General features: G+C 38.9%; 18 protein-coding genes. 8 read left to right on the forward strand and 10 right to left on the reverse strand.

What is annotated here, in order from left to right:
* Nucleotides 1–9: 9 nt before the first annotated feature.
* From C9J42_RS16690 to C9J42_RS16700, 3 genes are all read right to left on the reverse strand, one after another.
* Nucleotides 10–900, reverse strand: coding sequence for a metal ABC transporter solute-binding protein, Zn/Mn family (locus tag C9J42_RS16690; RefSeq protein WP_107302183.1), 891 nt, complete (start codon nucleotides 898–900; stop codon nucleotides 10–12).
* 374 nt (nucleotides 901–1,274) lie between these two features.
* Nucleotides 1,275–2,294, reverse strand: coding sequence for an AraC family transcriptional regulator ligand-binding domain-containing protein (locus C9J42_RS16695; protein WP_107302184.1), 1,020 nt, complete (start codon nucleotides 2,292–2,294; stop codon nucleotides 1,275–1,277).
* A complete protein-coding gene (locus C9J42_RS16700; RefSeq protein ID WP_158260212.1) occupies nucleotides 2,291–3,136 on the reverse strand; it encodes a diguanylate cyclase domain-containing protein in 846 nt (281 codons plus the stop codon). Before C9J42_RS16700 ends, C9J42_RS16695 begins: the two co-directional genes overlap by 4 nt.
* A gap of 385 nt (nucleotides 3,137–3,521) precedes the next feature.
* Here C9J42_RS16700 and C9J42_RS16705 point away from each other — a divergent pair, with 385 nt between their 5' ends.
* Nucleotides 3,522–5,633: a phytase gene (locus tag C9J42_RS16705; protein ID WP_107302186.1), complete on the forward strand. Its 2,112-nt coding sequence runs from the start codon at nucleotides 3,522–3,524 to the stop codon at nucleotides 5,631–5,633.
* Between the two features lie 1,233 nt (nucleotides 5,634–6,866).
* On the opposite strand, the gene C9J42_RS21540 is transcribed toward C9J42_RS16705, so the two are convergent.
* The gene (locus tag C9J42_RS21540) at nucleotides 6,867–7,115 is read right to left on the reverse strand and encodes a hypothetical protein (protein ID WP_158259272.1); all 249 of its coding nucleotides are present in this window, start codon (nucleotides 7,113–7,115) and stop codon (nucleotides 6,867–6,869) included.
* 190 nt (nucleotides 7,116–7,305) lie between these two features.
* On the opposite strand from C9J42_RS21540, the gene C9J42_RS16720 reads away from it, so the two are divergent.
* Nucleotides 7,306–7,959 carry a toxin-antitoxin system YwqK family antitoxin gene (locus tag C9J42_RS16720; protein WP_107208757.1) on the forward strand — a complete coding sequence of 218 codons (654 nt, stop codon included), beginning with the start codon at nucleotides 7,306–7,308 and terminating at the stop codon, nucleotides 7,957–7,959.
* A 124-nt stretch (nucleotides 7,960–8,083) separates the two neighbouring features.
* On the opposite strand, the gene C9J42_RS16725 is transcribed toward C9J42_RS16720, so the two are convergent.
* Genes C9J42_RS16725 through C9J42_RS16735 form a run of 3 tightly spaced genes read right to left on the reverse strand, consistent with a single transcriptional unit; the run spans nucleotide 8,084 to nucleotide 12,002 of the window.
* The gene (locus C9J42_RS16725; protein ID WP_107302187.1) at nucleotides 8,084–8,929 is read right to left on the reverse strand and encodes a DmsC/YnfH family molybdoenzyme membrane anchor subunit; all 846 of its coding nucleotides are present in this window, start codon (nucleotides 8,927–8,929) and stop codon (nucleotides 8,084–8,086) included.
* Between the two features lies 1 nt (nucleotide 8,930).
* Entirely contained in the window at nucleotides 8,931–9,548 is a 618-nt protein-coding gene (locus tag C9J42_RS16730) for a DMSO/selenate family reductase complex B subunit (protein ID WP_107208755.1), read from the reverse strand.
* A gap of 9 nt (nucleotides 9,549–9,557) precedes the next feature.
* Nucleotides 9,558–12,002, reverse strand: coding sequence for a DmsA/YnfE/YnfF family dimethyl sulfoxide reductase (locus C9J42_RS16735; RefSeq protein ID WP_107208754.1), 2,445 nt, complete (start codon nucleotides 12,000–12,002; stop codon nucleotides 9,558–9,560).
* A gap of 311 nt (nucleotides 12,003–12,313) precedes the next feature.
* On the opposite strand from C9J42_RS16735, the gene C9J42_RS16740 reads away from it, so the two are divergent.
* Entirely contained in the window at nucleotides 12,314–12,898 is a 585-nt protein-coding gene (locus C9J42_RS16740) for a molecular chaperone TorD family protein (protein WP_107208753.1), read from the forward strand.
* Nucleotides 12,898–13,422: a 4Fe-4S dicluster domain-containing protein gene (locus tag C9J42_RS16745; RefSeq protein WP_107208752.1), complete on the forward strand. Its 525-nt coding sequence runs from the start codon at nucleotides 12,898–12,900 to the stop codon at nucleotides 13,420–13,422. The genes C9J42_RS16740 and C9J42_RS16745 overlap by 1 nt, the downstream gene beginning before the upstream one ends.
* Nucleotides 13,423–13,630: 208 nt before the next feature.
* Here C9J42_RS16745 and C9J42_RS16750 read toward each other — a convergent pair whose 3' ends face one another.
* Nucleotides 13,631–14,131 (reverse strand): fasciclin domain-containing protein, encoded by a 501-nt coding sequence (locus tag C9J42_RS16750; protein WP_107302188.1) that lies wholly within the window; start codon nucleotides 14,129–14,131, stop codon nucleotides 13,631–13,633.
* 430 nt (nucleotides 14,132–14,561) lie between these two features.
* Here C9J42_RS16750 and C9J42_RS16755 point away from each other — a divergent pair, with 430 nt between their 5' ends.
* The 3 genes from C9J42_RS16755 (at nucleotide 14,562) to C9J42_RS16765 (ending at nucleotide 17,326) form a co-directional block, all read left to right on the forward strand.
* A complete protein-coding gene (locus C9J42_RS16755) occupies nucleotides 14,562–15,341 on the forward strand; it encodes a 3-hydroxybutyrate dehydrogenase (RefSeq protein WP_107302189.1) in 780 nt (259 codons plus the stop codon).
* A gap of 97 nt (nucleotides 15,342–15,438) precedes the next feature.
* Complete coding sequence (locus C9J42_RS16760) at nucleotides 15,439–16,563, forward strand: patatin-like phospholipase family protein (protein ID WP_107247579.1); 1,125 nt, start codon at nucleotides 15,439–15,441, stop codon at nucleotides 16,561–16,563.
* Nucleotides 16,564–16,582: 19 nt separating this feature from the next.
* Complete coding sequence (locus C9J42_RS16765) at nucleotides 16,583–17,326, forward strand: acetoacetate decarboxylase (protein WP_107302190.1); 744 nt, start codon at nucleotides 16,583–16,585, stop codon at nucleotides 17,324–17,326.
* A gap of 152 nt (nucleotides 17,327–17,478) precedes the next feature.
* Here the strand turns inward: C9J42_RS16765 and C9J42_RS16770 are convergent, their stop codons facing one another.
* Both C9J42_RS16770 and C9J42_RS16775 read right to left on the reverse strand, forming a co-directional pair.
* A complete protein-coding gene (locus C9J42_RS16770; protein ID WP_146144305.1) occupies nucleotides 17,479–18,471 on the reverse strand; it encodes a hypothetical protein in 993 nt (330 codons plus the stop codon).
* Between the two features lie 252 nt (nucleotides 18,472–18,723).
* Complete coding sequence (locus C9J42_RS16775; protein ID WP_107262166.1) at nucleotides 18,724–19,698, reverse strand: OmpP1/FadL family transporter; 975 nt, start codon at nucleotides 19,696–19,698, stop codon at nucleotides 18,724–18,726.
* Nucleotides 19,699–20,278: 580 nt separating this feature from the next.
* Here C9J42_RS16775 and C9J42_RS16780 point away from each other — a divergent pair.
* Complete coding sequence (locus C9J42_RS16780) at nucleotides 20,279–21,763, forward strand: carbon starvation protein A (protein WP_107208606.1); 1,485 nt, start codon at nucleotides 20,279–20,281, stop codon at nucleotides 21,761–21,763.
* Nucleotides 21,764–21,810 lie beyond the last annotated feature (47 nt).

Here is a 21,810-nt window from a genome sequence, read left to right on the forward strand (position 1 = left end):
TTTTCGCTCTTAATGATTCACGTTAGATTCAAACGCGTTCGCAACCGTTAGCAAGTTATTACCCCAATCTTCTGCAAGTGGGTTAATTGCCACCACTTTGCCGCCAATTGCATTCGCAATAACTTTTGCTTGTTCTTTTGAAAACTGCGGCTCAATAAAGATAACTTTAATGTGCTGTTTCTTTGCTGTATCAATCAGTGATTTTAGACGTTGCGCACTGGCTTCTTTACCTTCATTTTGAATAGGCAGTTGACGTAAGCCGTAATCTGTCGCGAAGTAACCCCACGCTGGGTGATACGTCATAAATTGATTATGTGCTGCAGGGATCTTCGCCATAATCGCAATTAAAGCATCATCAATTTGATTGATCTTTTTAGAGAATTTCAGATAATTTTCGCGATATTCTTGCTGGTGCTGAGGATCAATGTTAATTAATGCATCACGAATGTTCATGGCTTGAATACGCACAAGGGCTGGTGATAACCAAATATGTGGGTCTTTAATGCCTGATGCCTCAGGAATACGCTCACCATCGTCGTTATAATCCATTGGCATACGCTCAATACCTTGCTGGGTATCAACAATCTTTAGATCTTTTGCTGAGCTTTTAAATTTGTTTAACCAGCTTTTTTCAAATGGCACACCGATAGAAAAGTAAAGTTTACTCTTGTTAAGTAACACAACTTGGTTTGGTGTTGGCTCGTAATCATCTGGCTCAGCGCCTGCTGGCACCATTACATTGACATTAACATTATTCCCGCCAATTTCTTTCACAAAATACTTTTGTGGGGCAATACTTACCGTTACATCAATTGGCGCTTCTGCAGCCATTGCTTTTGATACTGATAACAAGACGCACAGCGTTGTCATCAATACTATAAATGAAGACTTCTTTTTCATTGATCTATTCCTAATCACGACATGAATAATCCTGAGGTAAACACTCAGAATTGTTATGTTATAACATTTCTTTGTTTTTAATAGTTCGAATATTTATAAAAGAAGCAATATTAGTTAATTAATAACAATTAACTACCATTAAATATAATAGCATTAAATAACAACCAACCTTCCCCTCTTTTATTTTTTAATTAAATATCATAAAGATATTTAATTAAAAACGTTAACTCTCATTGTTTAACGTTATTATTCTTATTATCAGTGAAATCTTAATTATCGATATTGCTGGTTATTAATAAGTGCTAATTTTACGTGGTCGTGAAATTAGTACACCTTACTCTATATTACTAGACATTATAGAATAATTGACGTGATTAATTTGTCTTCCAACGGCGAATTGCACGGCGATAATTACTGACATCAAAAAATTGCATCTCTTGCGCAATTTGGTGATCATCCCATTGTTTTATCTGTTGTAAATATAAAGCATGCTGCTGGTTAACCTCGCCCAATAATGAACGGTAAGTATGATGATGTGCTTTTAATCGACGTTTTAGCGTGGCAGGGCTCATTAACATCATTTCAGATAACGCATTTAACGACGGGACTTGAACAAGGTTTTGGCGAAACACATTTCGAATATGGCTCAATAAACCACAACTTGGAATGGGTGTTATCTTTCGTGCCACTTTATACAAGGTTGAAGAGCTATCTTTCAAAGTGACATCCAGATACTGCTTGGGTAAATGCAAGGCAATCATCGGCTGATTGAAATTGACCTTCTCCCAATACATCTGATAATGCTCTTGCCATGGTGGGCATAACCAATCCACCATAACAGACCAAGGTAATTGGGTATCAGCTCGCCAATTAACTAACGATATAACCGAAGTAAAGACATACTCTGTTAACCAACGAAAATAAGCAATACGATCTCGGGAACTCAATGAAGCCTCAATCCCATAAGGATCTTCGACGAAAACATAAACGCCCGAATCATCAAATTGTGTGGTGAGTTTAGATAAAGGGAAGTAGCTCTCAGAGTAAAGCGCTATATTATTCATCAAGGTGTTGACGGTCGGGGCATGGATCAATATATGGCTAGTCGTCGGAAATACACTCGGGATCAATTGCTGCCCAAACAGAAAGCTCAATTCTGGAAACTGCTCTAACTTCGCTACATTACTAATTAAACGAGAGAATTGTACGGGACTTACCTGTAAATCTTGCGTAATTAAATCATCATAAAAAATCCCTGTATGCCGTAATACGTAGTGCATATTTACACCACGGCTACTGAGTAAATCCAGTAATAACGCAATGTGTTGCCTTGCAGGAATGGTTTTATCGTGGCATTCCAACCATGGTGCCGTCACTGCGAAATGCCCTTTCATGCGCTACCTTTATAAACGTGGGGCTCACGTGAAAGGTTTATCGCTTCATCTATCTGTTTGTATAGTGACGGTAATGAGTAAGTGGACGGTTTGACTTCAACAATACCTATTTGCCATTGCATCTCTATGCGAATACTAGAATCTAAATAAAATTGGTAAGTGCTGAGTAACTGTTCAACATAGCGAGCATATATTACTGCATCTTTCTTGCTTAACCCGTCCAGTAACATAAGGTAGTGATGCCCTGCAACTTGGCACACTAAATCATTATGGCGAGATGCAATTAACAGCAATTCAGAGATCGAGACTCTGAGTCTTTCTGCTTCTTGAGGTGAAAGTTGAGGTAAAAGTTGGTAACTGTTTTGTAAGTTAATCGCAATCAAATAACAATCATTTTGTTTGCTCGACTCTGCGTATTGCGCTGTCAGTGCACGGTGTAAATAACTCAGCTCTGGGAGGCGATAATTTTCAGGATGGAGCGGCGTTCGCGCATTTAACTGTTGGCGTTGCATCACATAATTTTTTACTACTGCAAGCTCTTTACGCCACAAACAAAAGGCATAAGTCACAATGGCCAGCCCAAGGATCATGTACTCCATGGTATTTCCAATCATGGTGTAGTTTTTTAAACGAATAAACTCATCAATAACATCTTGGGTTAACGCTAAAAAAATACAGGTAAACCCCATCGCAAAATAGTTGGTAATTCTCCCCGGTGCACGGGTGGACAGGATCACCACCAGCCACACCAATACCATGATTGCCGATGAGCCTTCCCCTACAACATCTAACCAATTAACTTGCTCATAACGCTTAATCGTGCCGTTCGTAATATTAAACACAATCAGACTCAGTAACGCTAAAACCAATAGAGCAAGCCACCGATAATGCACACGCATGCCATAAAGCACGTCAAATAACTGATAATTAAAACGGGTAATAAACGATCTTATTGTGAAGGTAGGCATAGTAATCAATGTCTTATTTAACGGTTGTAATGAGAAAAGTCCGAAAAGCTCAAGTGATCTATCCTCCCATACAAATATGACAGCCTATTGATATTAATATTGAGAGATAGCCTTATATTGCTTCTAGTCCAAACAGCTCACGTCTTAACAAAAATACACTTAAAACATTGATATTATTAAATAAAGAAAATAATCAGTCACTTTTTTGTAATAATACTGGCTTAGCTTCCCTCCTGACTTACACACATGGAGAGGAAAAATGCGTCGTTCATTATTAAGCTCAATCATCGCTTTATCACTGCTAACAGGATGTAATAGCGATAAAACTAAAACCGTTTATGTTGAAACAGAAATACCAAAATCTGATGTGGTAGCAACCGAATCACTCGCTACATCAACAACAGCAAAAACAAGTTATGACGATATTGGCGATGGGGCTTACTGGCTAAATAGTGAAGATAAAACAAAGAGCTTACTTTTTGTCACCTTAGAAGGTGATGGATTGGCAGTCTATAACCCAGCAGGCGATGAGGTTGAACGCTTAGAAAACATTGAAGCCACTGGCGCAGATATACGCTACGGTATTAAAGCCGATAACGGTGACAGTATTGATTTACTCGCCGTTGCTTTACCAGAAGATAACAGTATCGGTTTTTATAGCGTGAGTAATAAAAACGGTGTGGTTCTTAATGATGTGGGTACGCTTACAACAGATTATGCCGCTGAAGGTGTCTGTTTACATAAAAACACCACTAACGGTGCATTGCTCTTAACGGGCGTGACTGATGATGGTGTGGCGGTGCAATACAAGCTGAAATACCAAGATGGTGAAATCAAAAGTGTTTTAGCTGACGATAATGCGCAGCCTATCGCGGTGCGCGAACTGGAAGTCGGTGGTGAACTCAGCGCATGTATAGTGGATGATGAAACGTCTACGCTGTATATCGCAGAGCAAGACTTAGGTATTTGGGCATATGGCGCCGATCCAGAAGATATAAACTCTCGTCAAATTGTTGATAGCATTGCGCCGTTAGGTAATTTGCAAGAAATTGAAGCATTAGATTTACTCTACCTTTCTGACGGTAAAGGCTACCTCGTTGTGGGTGATGAAGGTAAAGGTATGATGCTATATAACCGTGATGACTGGGCATTGAAAACAAACATCCAGCTAGACGGTGTCGATGAGATTAAGTCGCTTGCTGTCGCCAATAACGGGATTTGGGTCGGTAACTCAGAAGCCGATAAGCCAGTGTATGAAAAACTCAGTTATCGCACCTTAAATAGTGCCCCTTCTTTTACTCAATCTCCAATTAATGAAACACTTAGTTCAGCTAACCTTGCAGCAACGGGTATTGCTTTGGTGAAAGTCGTTGGCGAAACAGCACCTGTCGATGATGATGGTGATGCGGCAGATGATCCTGCATTTTGGTTAAACCAAGCTGATCCCGATAACAGTTTAATCATAGGTACCAATAAACAAGGTGGACTGGTCGCTTACAATCTTGATGGTAAAGAGCTGCAATACCTTGATGAAGGAGAGCCAAACAATGTCGATATCATCCAAGCTGTGACGACACCTAGTGGCGAAACGTATTCTCTAGCAGCGGCCAGTAACCGTGAATTTAATACTATTGCGTTGTACAAAATTCAAGCGGCATCGGGTGGTAATAAACCTATCGTAGCGCTTGATGCGATTGGTGATAATGCCCACAACGAAGTGGCTCAACTTCGCTCCGATCTCAATGAAGTGTACGGTTTATGTACCTATCAATCATCTACTGGCGCTAACTATGTGTTCATTAACGGTAAGAGTGGCAACATTGAACAATGGCGCTTAGATATTACCGATAATGGCATTGAAGGTGCACTTGTGCGTAAACTGCAAGTGAGTAGTCAACCTGAAGGATGTGTCGTTGACCCAACCTCCGATACTCTCTATGTCGGTGAAGAAGATGCGGGGATTTGGGCATTTACCGCAGATGAAGCAGGTTCAACTGACGGAAAATTCATTATTGAAATAGATGGCAAGCAGATTGTTGCCGACGCAGAAGGGCTAACAATTTACAACGACGGTACGGTGAATGAACTGATTGTATCAAGCCAAGGTAACCACACTTATGCTGTTTACGATCTGGATAATAACTACCGCTATAAAGGCAGCTTTGCGCTCACCGCCGATGATGATAATGGCTTAGATGGTGCCAGTGAAACCGATGGTATTCATGCTGTTTCTGCCACGATTAGTGATCGTTTCCCGCAAGGATTATTCCTTGTTCAAGATGGCTATAACGTTGATGCCTCGTATGACGATCAAAATCAAAACTTCAAAATGGCAGACTGGCGTGACATCGCCAACGCATTGAAACAATAATGAATATAAAAAGGGCTTTGAATTCATCTTCAAAGCCCTTTAAGTATTGTTATTTACTACTAGTCCTATCAAATTATTTCACCATGTTGTTGCTTTTGTACATTGGTGAGAAAACAGGTACGTATAATTTGATAATTTTATTCATGATTGTAGACATGGTTAATTCCTCTGAAAATCAAGTATTAATAAAGTTAAAACAGCATACAAAGTCAGGTTTTATAAGCTTCAACCTTGCTGCTATGTGAGGAATTATAATCAGGCAGACTTAATTTAAAAACGAGAAAAACACCAAGTAAACATTAGATTAACTAATGCGAATAAGTTTTCATTCTGGCGTTATTTTTATTTAAAAAAGAGTCACAAGATTCACACTTAACCTATTGAAAACTTAGTTCACAAGCAAAAAAGCGCTGCTCACTGTCATTATAAGAGCGAGCATAAGTGCGAAAATTTCAGGCAGCATATATTTATACTCACCCCACTCGATAGTTGGCACACCAGGTTTTGCTCATGGGCAACATTGCTAGAAATTAAACGTCCAATAACTAATGCGATATATGAGTTCTTCAATATAAACGTCTTTTTATTTATTATTGAATTAGCTTTTATTTTACAATTATTATTTTGTAAAAACATCGCAACCTTATATTTTCCATATCAATAAAGCTACAAATAAAAAATATAAAACCATTTATTTAAATAATTAAAAAATGACACTTATTAAACATATATTTAATTTTTAAGTTTAATTAAAAATAAGATTAAATTTAGTTTTATTTTTTGTGACAAAGCTCAAATTTGTTACGAGAGTATAATATGGTTTTATTAAGAAAAAGCGCATGAATGCGATTTAAAATACGTAAATTTACGTTTTATACTTTAAGAAACACTACGAAAAACTAAGAAGTAGCAATAAAACGCTATGAAACTAATAAAAAATACGGCTATATATTGTTCACTTATTATTAGCCGAATGAAACATATACTCGCTAAAACAAAATAATGAGTTATTTTTGTCTTATCTGTTGTCAGATATATCTATTAGTAGATCCAGATCGCTTTCATCATTTCTTTATATATTTATCACCAGTCCATAATATATAATGAGTTAAAATAATAATGAGTTTTAAAGTCTGTAAAGGTTTAGCAATGGAAATTCGTGAATTTAAGATAACAGGTATAATTCAGCAGGGAGCAAACCATCGAGAAATTGATTCGGTCATTAGCTCGACATCAAGCATCGAAGCTTTCAATACTTTCATTAATGAGAACCCAACGATCAGAGATGGATTCAGACTTGAATGCCATAACAATAGTGATCAGTCTGATACCGCGATATATAGCAATGCCAGTAACATGACCAAACTGACAATTTGTTTGGGCTAACATAGCCGGTACTGAGATAAAACGACCGCCTATATCATAAAAACTGTATCGTCGTGGATAGCCTCTCATAACGTTACGGTTTTTATTCATCAACACGTTAAATACTTCCCTCTTCTTATTGTGGTCGTTCTCGGAATATTAACAACAGCATTAGCGTACCGCACCAACCTCAACGCTTTTATTTAGATCAAGCATTTCTTTCTTCTCTCTCACTTATTTACCGCTCAAGATTAAATGCTATGCATATACTCACGTTATAACTAAAAGTTCAACGTGGAGTAGCACCATGAAAATAACAACGCTGATCGCCTTATTCATGCTACTTTTCTCGCCGTTATCATCCGCTGCTATTCACAAAACATACTACCCCACAGGTGAACTAAGAAGTCTAGATAACTATGTGAACGGTAAGCTCGAAGGGCTACGAAAAGGCTTTTACAAAAATGGCGTGTTAAGAACTGAGGGCTATTTTAAAAATGGCAAACCCGAAGGCATGGTAAAGAGCTATTACGACAATGGAGCACTTCAGCTTGTTGGCTATTTTCGTAACGGCTACCCACATGGCCCCAGCAAAATTTATTATAAAAGTGGCGCACTCAAATACGAAGAAAACTATCTTAATGGGCAAACGCATGGGCTGTTAAAGGCTTACTACCAACATGGTGGGATCAAACTTGAAGAGAACTATGTTAATGGCAAACCTAGGGGAAGTTTAAAAGGCTACTATGATGACGGTACGCTAGAGTTTGAAGAAAATTACCGTAGAGGTAAGCTCAATGGCGTAGCAAAAAGCTACTTTAGAAATGGGCAATTAAAGGTTGAAGAATATTATGTTGATGGCAAAAAAAATGGGGTGGTAAAAATATACAACAAGCAAGGTGAGCAAATTGGTCGATTACGTTATAAGAACGATGAATTAATTGACAGCAATAAGCCATAGCTCATAGCTCATAGCTCATAGCAGCGTGATACTCTTTTCCTATCATCCAAAATAAAAAATGGATAGGAACTCACGCCCCTATCCATTTTATTTTTCATCAATATTTCGCTTATATGGCAGCGTATTACATACCAGCGCTTAAGTGCATGCCATAGAAGAAGCCGCGACCGATTAGCTCTGCTACCACAATCATGGTAAATGCCATAGCCATCGGTAGTACTGTTACATTTTTACGCTGAACCACAGGTAATAACCACAGCACCATTGCAGCGACGATTAAGACAATACGGGCTATCTGCAAGCTTGTGTGCTGTGGCACTACCGCTAATGCCGTCGTCACACTGGTTTCAATACTCGCTAGGTGCGATGAAAGCAACATCACAACCATCACTACCGCGAACATCCCCACCAACCCCATAACAGGTAGCAGCTTGTTCGCTACTGTGCTGTCATGTTTTGCCACTGATAACAGGAGTTGTGCCAATGCTGTACCGCTGATCAGCATAGTGATCACAAATGCTGCTGGCGTTAACGGTGTGTACCACGTAGGCACAGTATCAATCATGTATACCATGGTCATCGCATACATAAAGGCAACGCCCACCAGCATCGCACCGATCATTAGGGCTTTGCGGATTGCTACACTGCCAACGTTTAATATCGACAATAACCAGAACATGCCACCTAAAGCGAAGAACGCACTACCGGTTGCAATTTCATTTGATAACCAAGAGCTACCCAGCATATTCAACGCATTCATTGCGCGCAGTGGGCTACCAAGGTGCATAATCGATGCAAGGAAACCCAATCCCATTATCGCCCATAAACCGAACATCGCTTTATGAAGACGCTTTTCTGCAGCGAGTGACAGTTGCTTTGTTAACATCATGGTAGCTAACACTAAAAATGCACCTACCGATGTTTGTGCCAATACCGTAAAGACGATAAGCGGCCATTCATGCCATGCCATATTACACTTCCTTCGGGTTAGCCAAGTGACCTGTGGTGTCTCCACAAGGACGCGCATGGCGGTTCGGTTTAATGATGATGTTTGGTTGCGTTAATGATGCTTTTGGTAGCGGTGCCACTTCTGCATGACTGCCGTATTTGGCACGTAGCTCTGCAATAGGGCCAAACTCCAACGCACGTAGCGGACAAGAATCGACACAAATAGGCTGTAGCCCTTGACCAACTCGCTCATAACAACCATCACACTTGGTCATGTGACCTTTTTCAGCATTGTATTGTGGTGCGCCGTAAGGACATGCCATGCCACAGTACTGACAACCGATACATTTTTCAGTGTCGACAACCACAAAGCCGTCTTCTTTACGCTTGTGCATCGCGCCGCTTGGACAAACTTTGGTACAAGCAGGTTTAGTACAGTGATTACACGCCATCGATACATAGTAAGAAAACACGTCTTGACGCCAAGTGCCGTTATCTTCTACCCAGTTACCACCCGCATATTCGTATACACGACGGAAGTTAACCCCAACATCTAAATCTTTGTTGTCTTTACAAGCAAGCTGACACGTTTTACAACCGGTGCACTTACTTGAATCAATATAAAAGCCGTATTGTTTCATGCTTTAACCTTATGCCTTTTTCACCAGTTGAACTTCCACTAAGTTAGTGTGCTGTGGGTTACCTTTCGCCAGCGGACTCGGACGCTGAGAGGTTAATACGTTGATACAGCCACCTTTATCGACTTTACGTTTATCAGGGGCATACCAAGCACCTTCACCCAGAGCAACCACACCCGGCAGAATACGTGGGGTGACTTTGGCTGGAATTTGAGTTTCACCGCGATCGTTGAAAATACGGATCAAATCGCCGTTTTCGATACCACGTTGCTGGGCATCAATCGGGTTAATCCACATTTCTTGACGTGCCGCTTCTTTGATCACATCGACATTGCCATAGGTTGAGTGACAACGGGCTTTGTAGTGGAAACCGGTTAACTGCAGTGGGAATTGCTCACGCTGTTTTGAATCCCAACCATCAAACGTTGACACATAGATAGGCAGTGGATGGATCACTTCGTCTTCTTGAAGTTCCCATGTTGCCGCTAGGTGTGCTAAACGCTCAGAGTAGATCTCAATCTTGCCCGATGGTGTGGTTAACGGGTTTTTCTCTGGATCTTCACGGAAGTCTTTGTAAGCAACAAAGTGGCCGTTTGGATCGCGACGCTTGTAGATACCTAGCTTACGCATGGTTTCAAAATCAGGCAGTGATGGATCTTGCTCACGAGTTAACGCATACAAGTGACGTAGCCATCCTTCTTGATCACGACCTTCGGTAAACTGCTCACCCACGCCCATGCGTTTTGAAATTTCAGAACACATTTCGTAAATACCTTTGGCTTCAAACTGCGGTTCAATCGCTTTATCGGCAAAAATGAAATACGGCATGTTGGCTGCTTTAGTATCCATACAGAAATCAGATTGCTCTGAGGTTGTAAGATCAGGCAGGACGATATCGGCATATTTTGCCGATGACGTCATGTGGTTATCAATCACCACAATCAGCTCACAGGCTTTGTCATCTTGTAAGATCTCGTGGGTTTTGTTGATATCAGAATGCTGATTGATCAAACAGTTACCCGCGTAGTTCCAAATCATTTTAATTGGTGATTTGAGCTGTTTAACGCCACGGACACCATCACGTAGATCGGTCATTTCAGTGCCGCGCACAATCGCATCTGTCCATAGGAACATAGGGATCGACGCTTCAATCGGATTGGTTAAGGTTGGGAAACGGACAAACGGAATGTTGTAGTCAGATTCACGCGCCCCCGTACCACCACCGTTAATACCCACGTTACCTGTAAGCAGTGCTAACATTGCGATCGCACGACAGGCAATTTCACCGTTCGCAGTACGCTGTAAGCCCCAGCCTTGTAATACCGCACAAGGTTTGGTTGAGCCAATTTCACGGGCGGTTTTAATAATGGTATCAACCGGAATGCCGGTAATTTTTGCTGCCCACTCAGGGGTTTTCACAATACCGTCTTCGCCTTCACCTAAGATGTAAGACTTGTAGTCACTCTTCGCGGGCGCTGATGCTGGTAAAGTTTTCTCATCGTAACCGACACAGTATTTATCCAAGAATGGCTGATCGACCAAATCTTCTTTGATCATCACATACGCCATTGCCGCAACAAATGCTGCGTCTGTACCAGGACGAATTGGGATCCACTCATCTTCACGACCACCCGCAGTGTCGGTATAACGAGGATCAACCATGATCATGCGCGCTTTTGAACGCTCTTTTGATTCCATTAAGTGATGGATCAAACCGCCGCCTGACATACGGGTTTCAGCCGGGTTATTACCAAACTGTACAATTAACTTGGTGTTTTCAAGATCAGAGAACGAGTTACCCGCCCCCCAGCCACCATAGGTGTAGTTAAGGCCTTCTTTGATTTGTGCTGTTGAGTAGTCGCCGTAATGATTTAAGTAACCACCACATAGGTTCATCATACGTGCCACAAGCGAGCCTGCTGGCGGCCATGATTTAGTAACGGTGCCGCCAAGCGTACCTGTACCATAGTTCAGATAGATCGCTTCGTTACCGTGATCTTTGATGATTCGCTTCATATTGTTAGCGATTTCATCATACGCCTCATCCCATGAAATACGTTTGAATTTACCTTCACCACGATTTCCGACACGTTTCATTGGGTACTTCAAACGATCAGGGTTGTAAACACGGCGACGCATTGAACGGCCACGTAAACACGCACGCACTTGGTGATTACCGTATTCATCATCACCTGTGTTATCGGTTTCAACCCATTTGATTTCACCATCAACCACATGCATACGTAATGGACAACGGCTACCACAGTTAACTGTGCACGCGCTCCAGACGATTTTTTCATTCACCGCTTGCTCTGTCGCGGCAGCAACAGGGCTTGATTTAAATGGCAGGGTCATGGCGCTGGCAGTCGCAGCCAATCCACCGACAGCACTCGACGTTTTCATAAAATCACGTCTTGATAGGCCACCGGAAATCATTGCTTTCAGTGTGTTTTTCATAGGACAACTACTCATAAAAAATGCGAAAAGACTCTCGCGGTCTTTTTCTGGGCGTTCTTTTACACTGAAATTACAGAGAGAATTATTGCGCTAAATCAACAAATCGTATTTGCAATATGAAATTCCATAATTGTTAAATCACAACTGAGAAGTTAGTCACAAATTTATACAACATGAAATTTTCACCAATATTTAACAAACATTTAATAACATAATTAAATGCAATTGCTTGTTTTGTTTTTTTGACCAAGCGCAATTTTTTCCGCTTATGAACTCGGTATGCTCCGCCAAAAATTTATCAAGTATTCTCTATGCATTACGAAGCTACACTTTTTCGCCTTCTTGGTGGTCTTTTGTTCTACTCACCAACATCAAACAATGGCACAGCCATCTTGCAAGCCTTCACAGATCAAGATGATGATTTATTAAAAAATATTGCAGAGCTTGCCCGTGTTGTTAACACGGAAAATCTCGAAGCTGATCACTTTCAATTACTGCAAGGCAGTGGTGATATGCCATGTCCACCATGGGGATCGGCGTATTTAGATAAAGAAAATGCCTTATTTGGCTCATCAACATTGGCATACCGTGAGTTTACTCGCCAACAAGGTTTAGCCTGCGATACGGGTATGCGCGAACCTGAAGATCACATTGGTTTAATGCTAATGCTGGTGTCGTTATTACTTGAGCAAGATAATCAAGCAGCAGCAAATCAGTTGCTCAGTGAGCACTTAATGCCTTTTGCGCCTTTCATGCTTGAAAGCATGCAGCAACATGCTGAAACCGCTTTTTACCAACAATTGGCCGCTTATACACAGGCATGGTTAAGCATCTATTGTGAAGAGAAACAGTTACAAATCGCATCACACCGTAACTACTGGCAAGAGAGCGAATAATGAAAACCGATAGCACCGAATCAATGCCTAACGAACATGAAATAAACCACAGTCGCCGTGGTTTATTTCGTGCGCTGTCGCGCGGTGTATCGCAATCTGCCGATACCCTAAAAGCTGACAGTATTAATACAGGAAGGCCACTCGGTGCTGTCGAAGAAAGCCTATTTTCTCGTTTATGTAATAACTGCGAAAAGTGTGTCGCGGCTTGCCCACAGAATATCTTGGCAATGGGAACAAGTGGGCCTGTAATGGATCTGAGTTTTAACCATTGCACCTTTTGCCAAGCCTGTATTCATGCTTGTGATACTCAAGCACTGAATACCCTTAACACCACAGATACAGGCTGGCGTCCAACTTTTAGTAAAAGCTGTAACGCTAAGATTTTTGATAATTGCCAAGAATGTGTCGATGATTGCCCGAAACAAGCACTCAGCCTTATCGCTAACAGCACGCCAATCTTAAATGATGATTGTAATGGCTGCGGTGAATGCCTATCGAGTTGTTATATCGGGGCGGTGTCTTAATTATATTCTGCGCTCGAATGTTCCTTTAACTCTAAGTAACATTCTTTCTAAAAAGATAATAATGTAAGTTAATTTATTGCAAGAAAAACACTTTATTTATCAAATAACAAAATGGATAGCAGCATTAGCTCCTATCCATTTTTATATTAAGGCTAAACACATTTATCAAGGGGGAATCAATACAGTGATATTATTTAAAATATGTTATCTAGTTACTTGACGGTATTAATACGCTATCAATTACGTGAATCACACCATTACTGGCTTTCACATCGGCGTTAATAACCTTTGCATCATTAATCATTACGTTGCCGTTATCGACAATAATATTAACTTTCTGACCTTCAAGTGTTGTCGCATCATTTAATTTAACCACATCATCTGCCATAACTTTTCCAGATATAACGTGGTAAGTGAGGATATCAATCAACTTTTGTTTATTCTCAGGTTTTAACAATGTTTCAACAGTACCAGCAGGAAGTTTACTGAATGCTTCATCTGTTGGCGCTAATACGGTAAATGGCCCCGTTCCCTTGAGTGTATCAACCAGACCCGCGGCTTTTACGGCAGTAACAAGCGTGTTGAATGATCCATTTCCAACGGCAATATCAACAATATCCTCTTTCTCTCCATGATGCCCAGCTTGAGCATTAACACTGACTAAACTTCCTACTAGAATTGATGCTGAAATAAGTACTGTTTTTAACATGGTTAACCCTCTAACGACTAAGAAATTAAATGGTTCAATCTCATTTACGTATTCATTTTTTAGAAGGATCAACAACGGGTGAGATAAATTTTACTTCGTAACGAATCTATCACAAGAAACTAGCAATAATTAAATGAATAAACGGTAGTCCATATTTTATATTCTTAAATCAACCCCTTTAAAATAATAACCACTTCATCAACCACTGTTATTTATTATAAAAACTTTTCTTTATATTGAAATTTAGGCATCACTTAATACTGACGCATTAATACTTAATCGATGTTGAACAAATTAAAAACAAAATAATTATTACACTTTTAATTAATTGAAAGTTTACATTACTTTTTTGATCGCTTTTTAATTATGTTTCTTATGTATATTAAATATAACACCGCTTAAAAATTACACAATATAAAAGGGGTTATATATGAAATTAGAAAATAAAGTCGCTATTATTACAGGTGCAGCAAGTGGAATTGGTCGCGCTATTGCTTTTGAATATGCTAAAGAAGGCGCTAAAGTTATTGTTGCTGATCTCGATATTGATGCTGCTGAAAAAACGGTCGCTGAAATCAAAAATAACGGTTCAGAAGCGCTCGCTATTTCAATGAACGTGACTAATGAAGAACAAGTCAATAATGATATTCAAACGGTTATTGATAACTTTGGTCGAATCGATATTTTAGTTGCTAATGCGGGATATCAACATATCGCGTCTGTTGAAGAATTAACTTATCAACAATGGAAAGATTTACTCTCAGTACACTTAGATGGTGCCTTCTTAACAACCAAAGCGTGTTTAAAACATATGTACAAAAAAAAATCAGGCTCAATTATTTATATGGGCTCAGTTCATAGTAAAGAAGCCTCCAAATTAAAAGCCCCATACGTTACAGCCAAGCATGGTCTGATTGGCTTATGTGAAGTTGTTGCCAAAGAAGGCGCTGAATATAACGTGAGAGCGAATGTTATTTGCCCTGGTTACGTTAAAACCCCCTTAGTCGAAAAACAAATTCCAGAGCAAGCAAAAGAATTAGGCATCACTGAAGATGAAGTAATTAAAAATGTGATGTTAAAAGATACGGTTGATGGCCAATTTTCAACAATGAAAGACATCGCGCAAGCCGCTGTTGTTTTTGCTAGCTGGGAAACTAATGCCTTAACAGGGCAGTCTCTTGTCGTTAGCCATGGCTGGTTTATGCAATAACACTATTCACTGTTTAATCCCCCTCTGACTTTGAATTTTAATTTGACGGTTCAAAGTCAGTAACACGTATTTAGCCATTTTCTATAAGGCATTACCCATGCAGAAAAAAACCAATAAAAAGATTGTTTATGTCTTCCAAGGTGGCGGAGCGTTAGGCTCTTACCAATTAGGGGCATTTCAAGCGTTAAATGAAAAAGGTTTTGACCCAGATTCTATTATCGGTATTTCTATTGGCGCGATTAATGCCGCCATTATTGCGGGTAATAAACCAGAAAATAGATTGAAAAACCTTGAGATATTTTGGGAAAGAGTGACCTCTTCTATTTCTTTTTCAAATCTCTTTTTTAACGTCGATAATAAAATGAAAAACTGGGCAGATGCGCAACAAGCAATATGGCAAGGTCAACCCGGATTTTTTAAACCTAAATTATGGCCCAGCGAATTTGAAACGTATAAAACATCAGAGTTAAGTTACTATGACACCTCACCGTTAAAAGAAACACTCAATGAACTGATCGATTTTGATTATTTAAATCAAAAGCAAATTAGATTAAGTCTCTGTGCGGTCGATCTTGAAAGTGGTGATTTTAAAACATTCGATAGTTTTCATGAAACCATCACAGCTGAACATATTATGGCAAGTGGTGCGATGCCACCGGGTTTTCCACCTGTTGAAATTGATGGAAAATATTATATCGATGGTGGGTTATATTCAAATACACCCATTATGTCGATATTAGAAAGAATATTAAATAACCCTGATGGTCGTCGAAATAAGCTGTGCTTCATGGTCGACTTGTTTTCAGCCAAAGGTGAATTACCAACTAACATGAATGCATTAGCTGAAAGAGTGAAAGATATTCAATTTTCTTCAAGAACTCGAAGAGCATCTTATCTTTATTCAACCTCTAAAAATCTGTGTTCTGCCATTACTTACTTAACGCAATTTTTATCGGAAGAAGATAAGAAAGATCCAAAAGTTCAAGAAATATTAAAATTAAGTCATACCAATAGCCTCGAGATTGTTCATTTAATTTATAAGTCTCAACAGGCTGAACTTGAAAGTAAAGACTATAACTTCAGCAAAGAAAATTATTATCGCCATCGAGATAATGGTTACAAAGACACTCTCGCACTTTATCAAAAAGATCATAAACAATGGTTAATCGATGAAAATGACAACGATATCCATATTTATACACTAGATGAAGATCTTCTTTAAAAACAGATAGAGATAAATTATGAAAATAGAACAAATAAAAAATAATGCTTTTTCTATGCCGATCACAACCCCTTCGGCACCTCTCATCGATTATAAATTTAAAAATAGAGAGTATCTGATCATCTCTTATGAAACTGACATCGAATTATTAAAAGAAGTGGTACCAGAGCCCTTAAAAGTGATCAGTAATGTGGTGCATTTTGAATTTATGAAAATGCCAGATTCAGCTGGGTTCGGAAGCTTTAAAGAATCAGGTCAATTGATTGAAGTTGAGTACAATGGTAGGAAAGGACTTTATAGTCACCTGATGTTTGTTGATGATGTCGCCTCTATTGTAGCCGGCAGAGAAATTTGGGGCTTTCCTAAAAAATACGGTTTTCCCTCACTCGATGTCGATGTTGACACCCTCACTGGGCGATTAAAATACAATCAAACCGACGTCGCTATTGGCACAATGGGCTATAAATATTACGAAGGTGATACTGCTGCAACAAAATCAGCACTCGAAACCACACCTAATTATATTTTAAAGGTAATCCCCAGTGTGACAGGAAAAGGCACTGACGTTTGCCAATTAATTGAATATTACATGGCAGATGTAAACGTTAAAGGCGTGTGGACAGGCCCAGCAGCGCTTCAGTTATTCGAACATGCCTTAGCGCCAGTTGCTCAACTACCTATCAAAAAAGTCGTTGGGGGTAAGCATCAAATCGTCGACTTTACGCTTTCATACGGTAACGTTTTGTTCGATTATCTTAAATAGTTTTATTCTATATTCATTACTATGAATACATTTATCCCGAAGAAAATCATCAGATAATACTATCGTTATCCTCATAAATAAGAACAGGCATAACGACATAGCTTATGTGATGATTTTCTTATCTTACTTTAAAAGATTCATACTTGAATCAATTATTTATTTAAGAGTGAATGAATGAAATCACTATCCGAGATTGTGGAATCAACTAGATTAAACCTATTGCTATCAGTAATATAAATATTGTTATTTTCTTTCTTGAATTTAACTATTTTTGAAATTTTTATTCCTTCTGAATTGACGTGTCCAAAATAAAAAATAATACTATTACTTAACTCAATAGATAACATTGGATTCAAGGTTAACAAATTAGATAAATAAGATGCTTTATTATGACTAAGAAAATCTGATGAAAATAATTTATCAATACTATCATCACCCTGTAACCCTCTTGCATCGTCAAAGAAGTTCATCAACAATTCACTTTTAATCTCATTCTCATAAACTTCAACATTAGCAATAAGAAATAGATTACAACTATTTTCTATTTTTTTAACTATACAGTTTCGTTTGAAATCTTTGTTAATATTATTATTTTTAAAATTATTGTCATGCTTTTTAATCAATGCATACAATGGAATAATATACGAGTATTTATTTTCATTAACATCTGGAAATTGATAACCATGCTTCGTTTTTTCTAAAGAGATAACTTTATTACTTCCCTCTACAGAAAGAACATAAAACACAAAGTCACCAATTTGACTATAACCCTCTAGTAAAATTGAATTCGACTCTCTCAACCAAGAAGAATTTCTATAAATAAGTGAAAACATTTCATCCGAATATTTTTGTTTTCTGTTTTTATTGATGAAATCATAAAACATCTCTTTATTTTTAAAATTACTGATCGTTTTAGATAAAAACTCTTTACCTGGAAATTTAAACTCGTTATTAGATTTTATATCTACAGCACCATTAACGACTTTATAATCAACAACTACACTGAAATCATTATATTTATCCGTACCAAGATACATTGGGATGTTATATTCTACATTTATATTTTCAGAATAAGAAAAAGTTGAAGTAAATAAAAATAAAATACAAAAAAATCGCATCATCATCTCTAATTTTTGACTAGACATAAAATATATATACTTAAAATATAATAAATCAAAAAAACACGTTGAATTTTAAAGTTACATCAGCAGATTTAATTAGTAAATAAATAGGAAGTCAGCAGCTTTTTTTAGGGAGTTATATCGCAGAATTACAGGTCTTATTACATACATTAGCATCAATTTATAAAATAAAGGAAAAATGTAAAGTAATATCACCACCGATACCAGAGAATATATTAATAATATCTGAGTTTCGGTGGTGATAATAAAATGCGCCTAACTAAACTTACAGTTTATAGCTACCGATATCGCCGTTCCGTTATTTTTCACAGAGACAAGGCGAGTAGATCCCGTATAGTATTCTTTCGGTATGTAATGCTCTTGAAGCCATGCACCAGTAACTGTCCATTTATTATTGAATTTATAGCTTGTTCCAAGACGGTATCGCTTATCTTTACCACCTAAACTATCAACCACTTCATCCTCACTATAGCCAGCCATAAATAACCAATTACCCCATTGGTAACTGCTCGATAATGCGACACGTTTGCTATTTCTCTCCCCCACAAGTAAACCAACAGGGTCTTTGTATTCACTGTAATAAATACCTTTTCCTTCCCACATAGTTTCACTTACAGAAACATTTATTGTCCATGCTTCGGTCGGTAACCAAGAAAAATAAAAACGCGTTTGAGCAGGGAGATCAAAGTTAGCCTGATGATCGCCAAAATTACTGCCATATTGATGTTTTACCGCAAAACTTAAATCAGATCTTGGTTTCCAAGTTAGACTCAGAGATCCTGCCCAACCGTTGTCATTACCTTCCCATCGACTATGTTTATCACGACCAAATTGTCGACGATTCTGCTCTAACTCATACTCGGCATGCATGTATTCGACACTTGCTGCAATGCTCAATGTTCCCCAGCGGTACGCTAATGTCGGTACAGCAGATAACACAATTGGACTAACCCGTGTTTCATAAAATAATGGAAGAAAACTCGAACCAATGGCTGGAACAGAAATATCAGCCGCAATTCGACTATAAAGACCAATTCCAGCATAAAAATTATGACTTAATGGCGATGATATAAAGAATGATGGTATTGGATGTTTCTTTTTATACTCAGACACCTTACCAAATATTTCATAATCTGATGTCACGCTATATTGTGTAATCGCAGCGGTGAACTCTTTAGATTCCAACTGGGTGATACTTGAAGGTGCCAGTGCAAGTACACTTGCATCCAATGCAATAGCGCCGTTAGCCGCAGCTAGCGCAGTATTCGTTGCTGATGATTCAGAAAAACTTAATCCTGTCGCAAATATTGATGAAGAAAAGAGTAACGGAATAAGTGAAATAATTGGCGAGACAAAGGTATTCCTTTAATACAAATATGCACTAAATGATTCAAACTAATATAGTGAAGCATTGGAGTACGTTTTTTAAAACTATATGATATTCACTTTAAAGTGAGCACAATTAATTAAATATAAAAAACTTATCTATATATCACATTAGGTTACCTGATTAACGGCTAGATTAAGCTAACATAAATGATTTATTCTGATCTCAGTTATGATTAAGTACAAAATTCAATCAAGACTTAAAGGTAAGAGAGAATTTAATCTAAGACAGTTAAATAGAGCAATTAGGTAAATGATCATTTATTCCCTCTCTATTCTTCTTCACAATGACGAAAACCACTTATCTTTCATAGCGACCACTCATCGCACTATCCTGCCACTGACCTATTAACTAAATGCGGCTAACTAAAAAGACCAATACCATACACCCTAGCTTCCCCCTACAATATTAAGGACAATTGCTATGATGTGGTTTCTGACCTGTGTTGCCGCGCTTATTGGTGGCTACTTTATTTACGGTGCTTTCGTAGAGAAAGTATTCGGCATAAAGGAACACCGTAAAACCCCTGCACATACCAAAACAGATGGTGTCGACTTTGTTCCTATGTCGACAAAGCGTGTCTACCTCGTCCAGCTACTCAATATCGCCGGTGTTGGTCCTATTTTTGGCCCTATCATGGGTGCGCTGTATGGCCCTGCTGCCATGCTCTGGATTGTGGTTGGCTGCATTTTCGCAGGTGCTGTTCACGATTACTTCTCTGGTATGTTATCTATCCGTAATGGCGGCGCATCAGTACCGAGCATTACAGGTCGTTACTTAGGCAATGGCGCAAAACACTTTATGAACCTTTTTGCCATTGTTCTACTCTTGCTTGTCGGTGTGGTCTTTGTTTCTGCTCCTGCCGATATGATCACTAACCTTATCAACGACCAAACCAGCCTAAGCGTTAATGTAACTACTATGGTTGTGCTTATTTTTGGTTACTACATTCTGGCAACGATTGTACCTGTCGATAAGATCATTGGTCGCTTCTACCCATTATTTGGTGCTCTTCTCATTTTCATGTCTGTGGGCTTAATGGCAGCCATTGCGTTCTCTAGTGAACATACTGTAATGGGTGATTTCAAAGTGAGCGAAATGTTCACTAACTTAAACCCGAATGACATGCCACTATGGCCTGCATTGTTCATTACTATCGCTTGTGGTGCTATCTCTGGTTTCCATGCGACACAATCGCCATTAATGGCGCGCTGTATGCACAATGAGAAAAATGGCCGCTTCGTATTCTACGGTGCGATGATCGGTGAAGGTGTGATTGCGCTAATTTGGTGTGCTATTGCCCTATCTTTCTTCGGCTCGCTTGAGTCACTTTCTGAAGCGGTGAAAAGTGGTGGTCCGGGTAACGTAGTTTACAGTGCATCCTTTGGTTTACTGGGTACGTTTGGTGGCATCTTGGCGTTCTTAGGTGTTGTGATTCTACCTATTACCTCTGGTGATACTGCGTTTCGTTCAAGCCGTTTGATCTTAGCTGAGTACTTCAATGTTGAGCAAAAAACATTGCGTAATCGTCTACTTATGGCTGTTCCATTGTTTGTATTAGGTGGCATTTTAACCCAAGTCGATTTCGGGATTATCTGGCGTTACTTCGGCTTTGCTAACCAAACCACAGCTGTAATGATGCTTTGGACGGCTTCTGCTTACTTGCTTCGCCATAATAAGTTGCACTGGATCACTACCGTTCCAGCCATCTTTATGACAACGGTATGTGTGACCTTCATTTTAAATAACAGCACATTAGGTTTCGGCTTACCCATGCAGATCTCAACCATCGTAGGTATTGTATTCTCGCTATTCGTAACAGGTTACGTAATAAAGATATCGAAAGGAAAAGGTGATACTGACTTTGCCGATGAGGAAGAAATAAAAGCAACGTCAGAAATAGCATAATCACAAACATTAATTTGCTTGATTCCTCAATCTAAGAGCCTGCGCAC

Source organism: Photobacterium sp. GB-56 (assembly GCF_003026105.1).
Taxonomy (GTDB): Bacteria; Pseudomonadota; Gammaproteobacteria; order Enterobacterales; family Vibrionaceae; genus Photobacterium.

What these genes read in the sequence shown, in the direction of transcription:
- C9J42_RS16690 (WP_107302183.1), bottom strand. Translation starts at nt 900, where the DNA reads ATGAAAAAGAAGTCTTCATTTATAGTATTGATGACAACGCTGTGCGTC.
- C9J42_RS16695 (WP_107302184.1), bottom strand. Translation starts at nt 2,294, where the DNA reads ATGAAAGGGCATTTCGCAGTGACGGCACCATGGTTGGAATGCCACGAT.
- C9J42_RS16705 (WP_107302186.1), top strand. Translation starts at nt 3,522, where the DNA reads ATGCGTCGTTCATTATTAAGCTCAATCATCGCTTTATCACTGCTAACA.
- C9J42_RS16720 (WP_107208757.1), top strand. Translation starts at nt 7,306, where the DNA reads ATGAAAATAACAACGCTGATCGCCTTATTCATGCTACTTTTCTCGCCG.
- C9J42_RS16725 (WP_107302187.1), bottom strand. Translation starts at nt 8,929, where the DNA reads ATGGCATGGCATGAATGGCCGCTTATCGTCTTTACGGTATTGGCACAA.
- C9J42_RS16730 (WP_107208755.1), bottom strand. Translation starts at nt 9,548, where the DNA reads ATGAAACAATACGGCTTTTATATTGATTCAAGTAAGTGCACCGGTTGT.
- C9J42_RS16735 (WP_107208754.1), bottom strand. Translation starts at nt 12,002, where the DNA reads ATGAAAAACACACTGAAAGCAATGATTTCCGGTGGCCTATCAAGACGT.
- C9J42_RS16740 (WP_107208753.1), top strand. Translation starts at nt 12,314, where the DNA reads ATGCATTACGAAGCTACACTTTTTCGCCTTCTTGGTGGTCTTTTGTTC.
- C9J42_RS16745 (WP_107208752.1), top strand. Translation starts at nt 12,898, where the DNA reads ATGAAAACCGATAGCACCGAATCAATGCCTAACGAACATGAAATAAAC.
- C9J42_RS16750 (WP_107302188.1), bottom strand. Translation starts at nt 14,131, where the DNA reads ATGTTAAAAACAGTACTTATTTCAGCATCAATTCTAGTAGGAAGTTTA.
- C9J42_RS16755 (WP_107302189.1), top strand. Translation starts at nt 14,562, where the DNA reads ATGAAATTAGAAAATAAAGTCGCTATTATTACAGGTGCAGCAAGTGGA.
- C9J42_RS16760 (WP_107247579.1), top strand. Translation starts at nt 15,439, where the DNA reads ATGCAGAAAAAAACCAATAAAAAGATTGTTTATGTCTTCCAAGGTGGC.
- C9J42_RS16765 (WP_107302190.1), top strand. Translation starts at nt 16,583, where the DNA reads ATGAAAATAGAACAAATAAAAAATAATGCTTTTTCTATGCCGATCACA.
- C9J42_RS16770 (WP_146144305.1), bottom strand. Translation starts at nt 18,471, where the DNA reads ATGTCTAGTCAAAAATTAGAGATGATGATGCGATTTTTTTGTATTTTA.
- C9J42_RS16780 (WP_107208606.1), top strand. Translation starts at nt 20,279, where the DNA reads ATGATGTGGTTTCTGACCTGTGTTGCCGCGCTTATTGGTGGCTACTTT.